This window comes from Caballeronia udeis, from assembly GCF_044909315.1.
GTDB lineage: Bacteria > Pseudomonadota > Gammaproteobacteria > Burkholderiales > Burkholderiaceae > Caballeronia > Caballeronia udeis_A.
The window spans coordinates 64,030-77,553 of the sequence record NZ_JBIYEB010000005.1 but is presented as its reverse complement, the minus strand read 5'-3'; the positions used below and the strand labels follow the sequence as shown (position 1 = coordinate 77,553).

Sequence of the window (13,524 nt, the reverse complement as noted above, 5' to 3'; positions counted from 1 at the left end):
AAGGTTCCAGCCTTCATCGTGCGCACTGAACGGAGGTTGCATGCTTTTGAAAGTAGGGGAATTGGCGAAGAAGAGCCGACTGACCGTCCGCACGTTGCATCACTACGACGCCATCGGCCTGCTCACGCTTTCGGCGCGCGCCGATAACGGCTACCGGCTGTACAACCGTGACGACATCGCCCGGCTTCACCGGATCCAGGCGTTGCGCGGCTTCGGTCTCACGCTGGCCGACATCGGCGCTTATCTAGCCCAGCCCGACACGCCTCTTGCTGACATCGTCGCACGTCAGATCGCGATGCTCGACGCGCAGATCGACAAGGCTGTGCGCTTGCGGGACCGCCTTCTGGAACTGCGCGGCACGCTGATGGACGGCAAGGAGCCCGAGCTGGTCGACTGGCTCAGAACCCTGGAGTTGATGACCATGTTCAACCGCTACTTTTCCCAAGAAGAACTGGACCGCTTGCCGATGTACCGGAAGACCCAGACGCAGTCCGCCGAATGGACGGAACTCCTCGCAGAGGTGCGCGCCCCGATGGACGCGGGTGTTTCTCCCGCCGATGAACGCCCACGCGCGCTTGCGGACCGCTGGATGACGCTGCTCGCGCGCGACACCAACAATGACCCGCGCATGTTTGCAAAACTGAACCGCATGCACGACAACGAGCCGTCGATGCAGGCGAGCATGGGCATTTCTCCCGAGTTGCGCGATTACGTGATTCGCGCTTTCGCCGAGACCAAGATTGCGATCTTTGAGCGGTATTTGTCGCCCGGGGAGTTTCTCTTTCTGCGCGCGAACTACGGCAAGCGTGCAATGGAATGGCCGCAGTTGATGGCCGATGCGCGCGATGCAATCGACGAAGGCGCGAGGCCGGATTCGCCGCAAGCACGTGAACTGGCGCGGCGGTGGATGGATCTGTTTCGCAGCTATGCAGGCGATGATCCGGCGACGCATGCAAAGATCCGCCACTCGTTGCAGAACGAGCCGGAGTTGACGAAAGGGTCGTGGGCGAATGAGGAATTGCTTGGATTTATGCGGGAGGCAATAGGGCGGCCCAAATAGACGCTGCGAAAACGTAAGTCAGAAGCTGGACGCTGGCGGAAAACGCCTTCGATCACGACAACGAGTACCTGGCCTATGTCCGCAATCCGGCGAACGGCTATCTCTCGCAGCCGATTCCCATTAATGCGGACCGAGGCAACGCGTTCACAGTTGTCACGCGATGATGGCGTCTGGGCATTTTTGTTCGGGGTCATTCAAGGTTCGGTCGTGCAGGGCAATTACTTTGCGGGCTGGTTATTAGTGAAGAAATCAACCAGGCTCTGGGGCGCGTTGGGGCCGAGACATACCTCGAGTACGCCTTGCGCCTCCACAGCCTCGGACGCGCTGCGGGGGAAGAGGTCCTTTTCATACGCAGTGAGCGCAGCTTCAATGTCATCGGGGTTAGCGGCGATGGCCTTCCCGAGTTCAGCGCCGTCGAACATGGCGAGGTTGGCTCCTTCACCAGACGGGATCATCAGGTGCGCTGCATCGCCGAGCAGTGTCGCCCCGGGTACGCGGTCCCATCTGTGCTCGACGGGCAGCGCATGAATAGGGCGAGGCACAGGGTCCGTCTCACCGTGGGTGATGAGCGCTGTCAGCTCCGGCGCCCAGCCGCCGAACTCCCTGGCGACGTGGGTCCTGGCAGCTACCGGGTCAGAGAAGTCGATGCTGTCAATCCAGTCCTTTGGCTTGTGCAATTCCACGTACGTGTGCAGCACGCCATTGGGCTCGCGGTGCGCGAAAATGCCTTTTCCTGGCGCCAGCGCAAACAGCGCGCCACCGCCAACCGCTTCCGCGCTCGCCTTGTGACGGGTGTCGACGTCAAACAGGTATGTCTCGATGAAGGAGGTGCCGACATACGCCGGCTTCGCATCGGAAAGAAGTGGACGAACTCTCGACCAGGCACCGTCGGCACCCACGAGGAGGTCGGTAGTCGCCGTTGAGCCATCAGCAAAGGTCAACACGTGCCGTCCGCCACCAAGCGGAGACACCGCTGTGACTTTATGTCCCCAGCGGACCGTGCCGGCGGGAAGTGAGTCAAGCAGGATCCGGCGAAGCTCTCCTCGGGGTACTTCAGGTCGACCGCCTGTGCCGTCGTCGGGCTCATCAAGCAGGACCTTGCCGTCCTTGTCGAGTACCCTCGATGCCTGACCGCCAGCGTGGATGATCGCGAGGAATTGATCGAAGAGCCGCGCTGCCTTGAGCGCAAGCTGCCCGTTGTATTCGTGGATATCGAGCATGCCTCCCTGCGATCGCGTGTTTGCCGACGCTTCCGCTTCGTAGATCGTCGCAGCGATGCCATGGACGTGCAGGACCCGGGCAAGCGTCAGCCCGCCGAGCCCTGCACCGATGATCGCAATTGAAGTATTCATCCTGATTCCTTGTTGGTCGGAGATCGCCATAGGATCTGTTGCAGGCGTTCTCTGGAACGTCATTCCAGAGTAATATTGGAACAACGTTCCATTTGTGTCAAGAAGAGGCATGGTAAAAAAAGCACGCGGCACCCAACGGCGGGAGGAGTCGCTCTCGCGGGATCGAATCATTGAGGCGTCGATCGCGCTTCTCGACAGCAGCGGAGAGAGCGGCCTGACGTTCCGCGCCCTGTCCGAGCGGCTCGCCACCGGCCCTGGCGCCATTTACTGGCACGTCGCCAACAAGAGCGATCTGATGACCGCCGCGTGCGACACCATCGTCGCTCGCACGATGAACGCGCCCGTGGATGGCGCGACGCCGAAAGCAATCATTCGCGCGGTTGCGTTGGCCATGTTCGACGCGATCGACGCGCATCCGTGGGTTGGCTCAGCGCTGACACGTGCCCCCGGCCAGTTGCCGACGGTGCGTGTTCTCGAACGCATAGGCCAGCAGTTATGCTCTCTTGGTGTGCCGGACGAAGAACAGTGGGCAACGGTGTCCGCGCTGCTGAACTACATCCTTGGCGTGGGTGGGCAGAACGCGGCGAACACGCATATCGCACAGGAGCAAGACCTCGATAGATCCAACTTTCTGGGCGAGGTGTCGACCGCGTGGTCCCAGCTCGATCCGGATGAGTACCCGTTCACCCGCGGCGTAGCCGGACAGTTGCGCGTTCACGACGACCGTGTCGATTTTCTCGTCGGAATCGATCTCATGCTTAGCGGGATCGAGTCATCGCGTGGTCGCTGATCTGGTATGACGAGGCGAGCGGTTCACCGGTTAACAGCGATCTCGCAGGCTGTCTGGCCGCCATGATCAATAACGCTGCATGCTGAGTGTTATTGCGTCTTTTGTTGAAAGAGCGCTCGCCACTGATCCTGATCCATGTCCGCACGTGTGTTGATCTCGATCAGGACGCCACCCGGCGCACGGCAGAAAAATCGCGATCCGCGCGTGTTATTGAACACCTCCGTTTCCATCTGAACACCGCCTTCGAGAAATTCCCGATAGAGCGTCTGAACGTCTTCCAGCGTGTTGACTTCGAGTCCGAAGTGGAAGTTTTTCGGCCAGACGGGTACCTCCTTGTCGACCTGCTCGAGGACAATGTCGAAGCCGTTACGCTTGAGCAGGCAGTGCTGTCCGGTCGCGATGACCTCGCAACCGAGATATTTTTCGAAGAACGCAGCGGTGTCTGCAACGTTGGCGGTGGGAAAGCTCAGGTGATTGAGCTTGGCTTGCTGATGAAGTTTCATTGATAGATCTCGCAAAATGTTGATCACATACAGGCTGGCTCCCGGATACGACTTTGTTGGGCAGTATCTTCCGGGTATTGCGCCTTGAGGTGAATTTTGCGAGTAATTGCTCGATTTTAAAACTCGCTTTAGCCATGCGGGTTTATCCGGCCTCAGATCCAGCAGCGACGCGGGTTTTCGCGCCGAGTCCAACATGGAAGGGAACGATTACTCGCTTTTTGGAGCGACCAGGATCTGGCGCGGCGCTGGGATACCGCGCTGTGAACCGGCAATCAAATGATGCGAGGTATGCGTCGGCCGACGATTAGAGGGACGGCTTACGTCGTGCGCGGGACTTGGCGGGGTCGAGAGCGGAGATGCCGAGGTAGCCGAACAGAGCACGTCCAACGCGGCGTTCCAGCGCGCCCCGGTCCACCTCGCCGCGTTCTCCCGCCGCATCGACCACGGCGCGCACTATAGCGAGGGCGTCGTCCGTCGCAATCTCGATGTTGTCCTGCGGAGGGATATCGTCGCGAGCCAGGATCCGGTGCGTCAACGCTTGAAAAGCAGCCTTGGAAGTTCCGAGCTCTTTGGCAATGGCAGGGCGGCCTTCCTCAAAATCGAGTGCACGCGCCAGCGCCGGGCGTCGCAGCTGCTGGTGTACCGAAACCGTAATCAGGTATTTCAACGCAGTCTGACCAGTCGGCTGGTCCAGCGCGCCTTCCGCTTCGGCGTAGAACGCCGCTTGTTGCCGCAGACTCAGCGCGACGATTAGCGCATCTTTATTAGGGAAGTACTGGTACAGCGTGCCCACGCTGACACCCGCGCGCTTGGCAACGAGATTCGTATTCAGCCCCTCCATGCCCCGGGTTTCGAGAATGCCGGCCGCCGCCTCCCGGATCGCGGCGACAGTGTGTTCGGCGCGGGATTGCTGAGGAACCTTGCGCGGTTTTAGTGAAGGGCGTCTTTTCGTTATCACGATTTTTCTGTTTAAAAGCGAGTAATCACTCTTATTCTACAAGCTTCGCGATATGAGGCCGACACTCTACTACTTGCTTTCCGCGAACGCAGCCTTGCCTTGGTGAGCGGCGTGTTCTATACATTCGGCATAGACACAGGAGGCCGTCACATGGCATACAACCGTCGCCACGCCCGGGGATTGCTTAGCGCATCCGAGTTGCCGTTGTTTGAATGCAGTGTCGGCGAGGCCCTGTCCGGGTGGAACGCCGCGCAATTGCGTCAGAAGATAAAGCGCGCTTGCACCCTGCGCGACAAGTATCGTGATCTTCTGCGCCGTCAGAAGCTGGCGACCCGCGAGCGCACGGGTACCAAGTCGGGCGTGCTGGGTAACGACAACGCGCGCACTGAACAAAAGGTCAAGCTGTTCGAAGAAGTGCAGCAGCGTCTCGAAGGCCGACAGGCCAAGCTTGCGGCAGCGGAAACCCGTCTGGCAAGCCAGGCGGAACGTGCACTCGCGCTAGCCGTGACACGTAAGGCGCTCGTCGGGAAAGGTAAGGTGGTCGCCGCAAAAGAGCCCTCCGGCAAGCGCGGGGCGGTTGCAGCGGCGACGAGAAGTCCCAAGGCGAAAGTGGGTTTGACCAGTGAGAAAGCGAGCGCAGCAGCGCGACGTTCGCAGCTCGCCGGCTCACGTTCCAAAGTGATTCAGACGCACATCGCGGCGCAAGGCCGGCGGCAACAGGCAGTTCGCGACAAGCGCTGAGTTTGAATCGGACACCTGGCTCCGCGTCAAGCTTGACCGCTCGCCGGGAAAGTCGACAGTCCCCTGGGATATTTCAGAACTAGCCTCTTATAGCGTGCGTTTACGCCGAACGAGTACCATGCGTATCGACAGCAAGATCACAACCGCGACACCGATGTAGCCGGTAGCCGGAATAAAGAGCGCAAGAAATTGCTCGTGCTTGTTTGTACCAGTTCCCATCAGGTATTTTTCCGCCAGCGCTTCCAACGTGGCGCCGAGTAAGATCACGAACACCATTGTTGTCAGAAGCAGTGCGATAGAAAGCGTTGCGCGGATGACGCCGCGCGGCGCGACTGCTACGTTACCGGTCAACGGCGGCCGTCCGGCAGGCGGGGTTGGAGTGCTCATCAAGGTCCCGATCTGGTCATTGGTTGTGTGTTCAAGGTCTACTCTCGTGCCTGGGCTCCGGGAAGCGCTACGGCCAAGAGAGTGCGCGCCAGTAGTATACCTGTCGAGGGCAGAATGATTCGGATACCTGATCTAATCTCTCAGCGAGCGTGCACGGCACGCAGCGGTCGCTGACGTGAGGCTTGCAGCCATTCAATATCGGTGAGCGGCTAGCACGGCGCAAAGCAAACTTGGGCCAACGCCCTTGATACACTGAAAATTCGCTCCACCATGAACGGTCAACATGCGCTCTGGATATCGCCGGCCTCAGGCGTTGCGCTGCGGTCGTGTTCGTCATTTCAGATTGCCAACGAATTCCATACCCCAGATTTCATTGATCGCCGTGCCGCACTGCTTCGGTTGACATGGGCGGGCGTCCTGAGCTTTCGCTCCTGGAATCCGTCTCAGCGCTTCGTGCGTGGGGCGCGGTCAAAAATCCTTGCCAAAAATTTCTCCATGGGATTTTACGCCTTTCGTCTGGGTTTTTCGATATTCACCGCGTAGGCGCTGCAATAGTGATATCGACTGGTGCACGATGAACTTGAGGATAGACAAGGTGCGGTAAGGCGAGGGGAGCCAGTGCTCCCCGTTCTGACCGCGCCTCGGTCTTTCGCTGTCGCGGCGCGCTGGGCCCGACACGGCTGTGTTATCAGGGAGGTTGGGCTTTGCCGCGATAACCGGAATAGGCCACGTGCAACGAATAATAAAAGGACTACTTATAAAAAATGAAGATTCTGCACGGCAGGCAAGGGAGTCTCGCTTTGATTTCTAACCTGTTCTTTCCCGAGCATACGTATCAACCCGATGCCACGCAGAATGACACGCACGCAGTGGAAGGCCTTGAATTCCTGAACTTCCCGGGGCACTGCCTTTCCGGGGTGAGATTCGTTCCGCTCTTGTCAAGCACCACCGTATCCGGGATCTCGGCTCGTCCAACCATCATTCCCTGCAGGTGGCGCAGGCACAATGGAGTAGGCCACGTAGCAACGCACGTAAGTCCGCATAACGTCCAGAGGATGATGGAGTCGTTCAAGATTTCGCTCGCGGCCGCGTTGGCGGTCTTGATTGTCGGTGACATCGTTTGTCATTGGGCGCGTTCGCTATAGCAGATTCGCTTATTGCGACAAAGCATTTTGCAAACAAGCGCCGTGGATTAGCTAAATTCAGACAAAGCACAGATACAGCCCGACATACGGAATTTTCACCGTTTTGAGATGTTCTACTGAGCTAATGTAGCGGCTGAACTGCGGCACACCTTGAGTTGTACGCCGAGAGAGATGGTCGAAGCCGCACGTTATTTGACCGGACACCAAATCCAGCATCGCGGCCCCGGCAGGGTCATGAATCTAACTTGTCTCGAACCTGGATGTCGGGTGGGACTGATATGAGGGATAGATTTCAGATGGATAGCAAGGGCGACCGTAGCGTTAAAGAAGATTTGCACATGATCGTTGTAGTCTACTACCCTGCTTACCTTCGAAAAATTGCGCAGATAATCGAGGTGCTGGGCGGTTGGCAGGAAATGAAGTCTTTACGCGTAGTAGTGAACAACCCGGCGATCAGCGAAAAGCACGCAGAAAGTGTCTTCCTAAATGCCGCTCCCACCGTAAAGATCATTCGGCACGACAATGAAGGGCTCGAGTTTGGCGCCTATCAGCGAGGCTTGAATGATCTCAGGGCCAGTATTCCCGACCGTTTCACTTGCCTGTTCGCCAACGACACAGTCGGCACACATCAGCCAATTGACAGGTTCTTCTTACGAAACTTGCATGGCGCAGTTCGTACCTATATGGGGACGAAATTTATTTCGGGCCGAATCGATTCAGCGGTACGACAAGTAGAGGTCAACCACCTGCTTGGAACACGCTGGGTGCGATCCAACCTTTTCGTCATGGATGACGCCGCACTCAAGAGCATCAATCACATGATCTACGTGCCGGAACTGAATGCTTATATCAATGACAGTCCGGAGGAAGACACCTTTTTTGGACCGGCCGTGGCTCACTCCCTCAGGCTGCACATTTCTGGCTGGCTCTTTTCGACCAATCCAGAAGCCTGGTACAAAGCGGAACCACTGTCGGTTAAAAACTGCGCCAGCATGGCCAATAAAGCTAGATGCGTACTCCAGGAGTTATTTTTTAGTATGCGGCTTGCACATTTCGACACCGGATTCGTCCAGCCGAAACCGTTGACTGTCACGGAAAAAATTGCAGTCCGGGCAGGGTTCAAGAAATTTTCGTAGCAGTGCGACGTCTGTTACCGAACAAGATTCGCCTCCGTATGCTTCCAATCAATCAACTTAGCGAATGAGTGCCATGGTATCGACGCGAAAAAGTATCGTCGCTCTCTACGGGGTTCAGCTGATAACTTACGTTCTGCCACTGATCACGATACCGTATCTTTCGTACGTTCTGGGTCCAGCCGGCATAGGGACGATCGGCTATGCGCAAACAGTCGCACAGATCTTGCTGATCTTCGTCGATTTCGGATTTGATCTTACCAGTACCCGGAAAATTGCCATCCATAGGGACGAACCAGGGATCATAAATCGAATATATTGGACAACGATGACCGCGAAAGCCATATTGGCTTTGGTGGGTTCCGCGGTCCTGATTTTTCTCGCACTAGTCGTTTATAAAAGTCCTGGGGATCGAACCTCGCTATTGCTCGCGAACCTGGTTTTATGGGGAAACGTGCTCACGCCCACCTGGCTCTACCAAGGGCTGCAACGTATGTCGTTGCTCGCGATCTGGGTCGTGGTGATAAGAATCCTTCTGCTTGCACCGCTTTTCTTATTGGTCAAGGGAAGTGGGGACGTCGGCCTGGCGTCGGGCTTGCAGTTCGCGCCCTCATTATTTTCCGGGCTGATCCTGACGGCAATCGCGTTTTCCAAAGGTGAGATATGTTTCAAGGTCGAGACGTCTATAGAATCCATTCTTGAAGAAGCGAAGGATTCGTACCATCTCTTTCTCAGTTCTGCTTTGACCTCAATATATATGTACGCCAACGTGTTGCTGCTGCGTTTGATCAGTGGCAGCGTTGGCGTGGGATATTACGTTGCCGCTGATAAAATCACTACGCCTCTTCGTCAGCTTTCAACGCCTCCCATACAAGCGTTTTTTCCAAAGATATGCGGTATGTATGCCGAGGGTGATCATCTCGGGGTTCAGAAAATTATAAGGCGATTAATTCTCGTATTCTTGGCGGCAGGCGCGTTGATGTTTGTGGGATTCGAGCTCTTTGGCGAATGGTTCGTCCAGCATTTTTTCGGGAGCAAATTCCACGACACCTTTCCAATCCTGAGGGTAATGATTATTGTGCCGGTTATAATTGGTGTTGCGGCAACGCTTGTTCAACTTCGCCTTATCGCATCTGGAAATCAGGCTGTGTTAAAGAAGATTTATTTTGTGGGGGCCATATTTCACATTCTGCAGGCGCCGCTTGTCATATATCACTGGGGGGCGCTTGGCGCTGCTTATTCTGTAGTAGCAACTGAAGTATTAATGACGGCCATGATAGTTTACGCTTCGAAGGAAGTCAGCGAAAAGTATGGTTTTGCGTGACGCCTGGAAGCGTGGAAAACCCGTGAAGCTGATCAGCAAAGCGGCTCGTCCACGCGCTTGCCATCACGCTTCACGATCCGGGCGGGAACACCAACAACGGTCGCGTTCGCGGGCACGTTTTTAACCACGACCGCGTTCGCTCCGACCTTCGAGTTGTTTCCAATGGTCACGCCACCAATGACCTTGGCGCCCGCATTGATCGTCACGTTGTCGCCAATGGTGGGGCAGTCATTCGCATTGGAATATCCAATTGTCACCTGCTGGTTTATCCAGCAGTTTGTTCCAATGGATTTTGCGGCAATTATCGTCGCAAAACCGTGTTGAATGAACAAGCCGGGTCCAATGATGTCGGTTGAAATAAAAAGGGTATTCATTGGACGGCACAGCGGGCTGACCATCTTCCCGAGCCAACCAGCGCGATGATAAAAGAGACTCCGGTATTCGGGATAGATAGTCATCAACTGGACGAACGCGAGAGCAGGGCGGAAATTTTTGTTTTTAAGATATATTTCATTCCATCGCTCGATATCAGATCGAATTAATCCATCTTTGTCCCGGGTCACCAGAAGGATCAAATGAGGGGTGAGGCGAACAGCGCTGAGTATCATGCCAATTGTTTTAACTAAATTCTTCATATTTAGTTATATTCGACGAAGCGGGGATTGGAACGAGGGTACAGTAATCGACAGTATCGTGTTGGCGCAATATGGCAGATTGGCGCCTTCAAAAGGCCTGCACGCCCGTGATCGTTGGGGCGGCACATATGCCCATGCACCGCGTGAACACCAACAGTAACAACGCTACGATCAAGTACAAATTTCCATCTGATATTATTTCGGATTCCATATAATAGATGAAAATTACCAACAAGGTACTTGATCCATATAGAGCGAAAAACAGAAGCGACCCGGGCCAGCCGGTTGCCCTATTCTTCTGTGTGGCGTAACGACAAAGACGGGCCGTATCGAAAGTCAGCCCGGGATCCTCAATACGAACGCACTTCCGATTACCCCCGACGGGCGCAACGGATCGTATCGCCATCTCCTGCCCGGTCAAGCGAAGTCTTCCTATTACGCGTCCTCGCAATGAAGCTGAGCGGCCTTGGTGAGTGCCGCCTGCAACGCTTCTTCCGCGCTGTCGAAGAACCCTGTAGAAGGGGTGAATGGACGAGCCTCACTACGGGATCGCAAGTAATACGTGTATTTTGGACCGAGCCTTCGGACTTCGATCAAATACTCGCCGTCACCATCCGGACTGTATGTATACACGAGTGTGCCTCACTTAGCCGATAAGTTTGGGACAAAGCGTAGCGATGTAGAAAAGTATCGTCAACCTCGCCGCTGCACATGACAGGTGGGATTTTTTATCAAACGCCTTCAGGACGTCACAAAGATGGTTATTGCATCGAGCCCGGGAGCCTTTATGGTCATGCCGGTCCATTCCATTAAATCAGGAATGCGATACAATTATTGGGGCCTTCCAAAATTCTTTTTGAAGATGTTAGGTTTTGCAAGAATCTTTGACAGCGAAAGTATATTGTCGTGCATCCAACGAATGCATACCTGACACAAAAGAGTGCATCCCTGTCGCAAACCGGGGCATGACCATTGCTAATCACGCTGTCTCTTTACAGTTTTTTGACACATAAGTTCTACTAAATGAAACAAGATGTAAAAAATTATGTATTTTAACGGTCCGGCACAGTCAGTGCTAAAGCGCACGTCCGCCGTAATCTTTTGGTTAAAAGATAGTTAATAGAAGACAACAAGGCGGACTCAATCGCCAAGTCTCGTTTCTGGCTGATTCATGTGATTTACTGCTGCACAGCAACCAAAGAGTTGCTTCCTGCCACCGGAGACTGGCCCCATGCAACGAACTTGCACTCATATTTTCGAGTTCTATGTTTCGAGTTCTGTGACGAGACGAGAGTTCTATGACGAGAAGCATTGCGCCGCGTTTTATCGACCCGCCAGTGAGGGAAGACGTCTCACTGGCTGAGAACGTCGATGTTGTAATGGAAAACCGAAAGACGGTTTTCTGGGTAGTATTAACCATCTTCCTGCTCGGTCTTGCCTACGCGTTACTTGCGCCGCCGGTCTTTCGCGCAGACGCCATGATTCAGGTCGAAGACCCGAATAGCAGCAGCACCAGCAGTCCAACACCATGGCAAAACAAGGACTCCAGTACCCCGTTCGACCCCGCTGCAGCGACCGCTGCTGAGTCTGAACTGATCCTTTCCCGCGCCGTGATTCAACCAACCGTAAAGGCGTTGAATCTGAGTGTCGATGCCACACCAAAATATTTCCCGATAATCGGTCAATGGATCGCGCGGCAGGCAAAGGGCAGCGATCTGGCCAAGCCGTTTCTGGGCTTGAGTAGTTACGCGTGGGGTGGCGAGGCAATCGACGTGCCCACTTTCGACGCGAAGCCGGACGAGTCGTACACGCTGACGGCGGGGACGGGCGGCACTTACATTCTGCAAAACAGTGATGACATCATTGTTGCCCGCGGGGTGGTTGGCGAGGACGCCGTTGGCAATGATCAAGGCGAGAACGTTGCGATCAAGGTCAGCCGTCTTGTGGCCAATCCCGGTACAAAATTTTCGGTCCGGCGTCTGCGTGAGTTCGACGCGATCGATCGTTTGCAGAAGGAATTGAAGGTAGAAGAACTGGGTAAACAAGCCGGAATTCTTTCAGTTACCCTGGAAGGTAAGGACAACGTAAAAATAACACAGATTGTCAACGAGATTGCACGCAAGTATGTCGCGCAGAATGTGGAACATAAGAGGCAGGAAGCTCAGACAACCCTTGCGTTCCTCGACCAGCAGTTGCCCATGCTCAAGACGGCGCTCGAGCAGTCCGAAAACGCCTATAACGCGTTTCGCAACGAGCACGGCACCGTCGACCTGAGCGAGGAGAGCCGGTTGCTGCTTGGCCAGATGGTAGATGCGCAGTCCAGGCAGCTGGACCTCGAGCAACGGCGCAACGAGCTTTCACATCGATTCTCGGACCAGTATCCGGCGGTTGCTTCGCTAACGCAAAGCATCGATCAGTTGAAGGAGCAGCAACGCGCTTTCGCAGGTCGCGTCGCGGCGCTGCCGAACACCGAGCAGAACGCTCTCAGACTGTTGCGCGACGTACGCGTCAATACCGAGCTGTACACGAACATGCTCAACAGCGCACAGCAGTTGAACATTGTGAGGGCGGGGCAGATGGGCAACGTCCGGGTGGTCGACTGGGCGATGACGTCAGCGAAACCGGTCAAGCCGAGAAAGATGATCATTATCGGTATCTCGCTGATGGTCGGTCTGGTCCTGGGTCTGGGGGCACCGTTCTTGCGCCGCCGGTTTCGTCCGGGCATTGAGCGCTCCGAGCATTTCGAGCATGTTCTCGGCGCGCCGGTCTATTCGATCGTGCCTCACAGCGAGATGCAGGCCAAGCTTGAGAGCCGGTTGCGCCGTGGCGCAAAGGGCCATCATTTACTGGCTGCGCAAGCGCCCGACGACATTGCGGTTGAAGCAATCCGTAGTCTTCAGACCGCGCTTCACTTCGGCGCTTTCCAGCCGCGCAACAACATCATCCTGTTGACCGGTCCGCGGCCGGACGTCGGGAAGTCGTTTCTCTCAGCGAACCTTGCTACCGTGCTGGCAACGGGCGGCAAGAAGGTACTGCTCATCGACGCAGACATGCGCGGCGGCGACATAAACACGTACTTCGATGTTCCCGCCAGCCCGGGCCTGTCGGAAGCTGTGGGAGGCCAGTCCGCTGAACGTTTGATTCGCCGCGCGGTGGCGGGGACCGAACTCGACTTTCTTCCAAAGGGCTCGAAGCCGAACAACCCGACTGAACTGCTGATGAGCAACCGGTTCAGGAGTTTGCTCGACGAGTTGTCCATGCGCTACGACGTCGTGGTGATCGATGCGCCACCGCTGCTGGCTGTAGCGGACGCGGCGGTAGTCGCCCGCTACGCCGGTACGACGCTGTTCGCAGTCCGGCATGGATGGCACACCTCGGCCGAAATCGCTGAAGCGGAGCGGCGCCTGTTGAACGCAAACGTCGAAGTAAGCGGCGTGCTGGTCAACGATGTGCCGGAGCGAAGCATGAAGTACGGCTCGTATTACGCAGGGTAATG

Annotated in this window: 11 protein-coding genes; 6 read left to right on the top strand and 5 right to left on the bottom strand. The window is 55.8% G+C overall.

Annotation, left to right across the window (positions count from 1 at the left end; genetic code table 11):
* The first annotated feature begins 40 nt into the window (after positions 1–40).
* Entirely contained in the window at positions 41–1,060 is a 1,020-nt protein-coding gene (locus ABH944_RS09870; protein WP_404606585.1) for a MerR family transcriptional regulator, read from the top strand.
* A 218-nt stretch (positions 1,061–1,278) separates the two neighbouring features.
* Here the strand turns inward: ABH944_RS09870 and ABH944_RS09865 are convergent, their stop codons facing one another.
* Positions 1,279–2,412: an FAD-dependent oxidoreductase gene (locus tag ABH944_RS09865; protein WP_404606584.1), complete on the bottom strand. Its 1,134-nt coding sequence runs from the start codon at positions 2,410–2,412 to the stop codon at positions 1,279–1,281.
* 109 nt (positions 2,413–2,521) lie between these two features.
* Here ABH944_RS09865 and ABH944_RS09860 point away from each other — a divergent pair, with 109 nt between their 5' ends.
* Positions 2,522–3,202 carry a TetR/AcrR family transcriptional regulator gene (locus ABH944_RS09860; protein ID WP_404606583.1) on the top strand — a complete coding sequence of 227 codons (681 nt, stop codon included), beginning with the start codon at positions 2,522–2,524 and terminating at the stop codon, positions 3,200–3,202.
* An 89-nt stretch (positions 3,203–3,291) separates the two neighbouring features.
* Here the strand turns inward: ABH944_RS09860 and ABH944_RS09855 are convergent, their stop codons facing one another.
* Positions 3,292–3,705 (bottom strand): VOC family protein, encoded by a 414-nt coding sequence (locus tag ABH944_RS09855; protein ID WP_404606582.1) that lies wholly within the window; start codon positions 3,703–3,705, stop codon positions 3,292–3,294.
* 304 nt (positions 3,706–4,009) lie between these two features.
* On the bottom strand, positions 4,010–4,663 hold the full coding sequence (locus tag ABH944_RS09850; RefSeq protein ID WP_404606580.1) for a TetR/AcrR family transcriptional regulator: 654 nt from the start codon (positions 4,661–4,663) through the stop codon (positions 4,010–4,012).
* Between the two features lie 150 nt (positions 4,664–4,813).
* Between ABH944_RS09850 and ABH944_RS09845 the strand changes: the two genes are divergently transcribed.
* Positions 4,814–5,404 (top strand): hypothetical protein, encoded by a 591-nt coding sequence (locus ABH944_RS09845; protein ID WP_404606579.1) that lies wholly within the window; start codon positions 4,814–4,816, stop codon positions 5,402–5,404.
* 87 nt (positions 5,405–5,491) lie between these two features.
* On the opposite strand, the gene ABH944_RS09840 is transcribed toward ABH944_RS09845, so the two are convergent.
* Positions 5,492–5,755 carry a hypothetical protein gene (locus ABH944_RS09840; protein WP_404606577.1) on the bottom strand — a complete coding sequence of 88 codons (264 nt, stop codon included), beginning with the start codon at positions 5,753–5,755 and terminating at the stop codon, positions 5,492–5,494.
* Between the two features lie 1,477 nt (positions 5,756–7,232).
* Between ABH944_RS09840 and ABH944_RS09835 the strand changes: the two genes are divergently transcribed.
* Both ABH944_RS09835 and ABH944_RS09830 read left to right on the top strand, forming a co-directional pair.
* Positions 7,233–8,072, top strand: a complete 840-nt coding sequence (locus tag ABH944_RS09835) for a hypothetical protein (protein ID WP_404606576.1) — start codon at positions 7,233–7,235, stop codon at positions 8,070–8,072.
* Between the two features lie 64 nt (positions 8,073–8,136).
* On the top strand, positions 8,137–9,393 hold the full coding sequence (locus tag ABH944_RS09830; RefSeq protein ID WP_404606574.1) for a flippase: 1,257 nt from the start codon (positions 8,137–8,139) through the stop codon (positions 9,391–9,393).
* A 32-nt stretch (positions 9,394–9,425) separates the two neighbouring features.
* Here ABH944_RS09830 and ABH944_RS09825 read toward each other — a convergent pair whose 3' ends face one another.
* Complete coding sequence (locus tag ABH944_RS09825; RefSeq protein ID WP_404606572.1) at positions 9,426–10,028, bottom strand: serine O-acetyltransferase; 603 nt, start codon at positions 10,026–10,028, stop codon at positions 9,426–9,428.
* A gap of 1,298 nt (positions 10,029–11,326) precedes the next feature.
* Here ABH944_RS09825 and ABH944_RS09820 point away from each other — a divergent pair.
* A complete protein-coding gene (locus ABH944_RS09820) occupies positions 11,327–13,522 on the top strand; it encodes a polysaccharide biosynthesis tyrosine autokinase (protein WP_404606571.1) in 2,196 nt (731 codons plus the stop codon).
* The last annotated feature ends 2 nt before the right edge of the window (positions 13,523–13,524 follow it).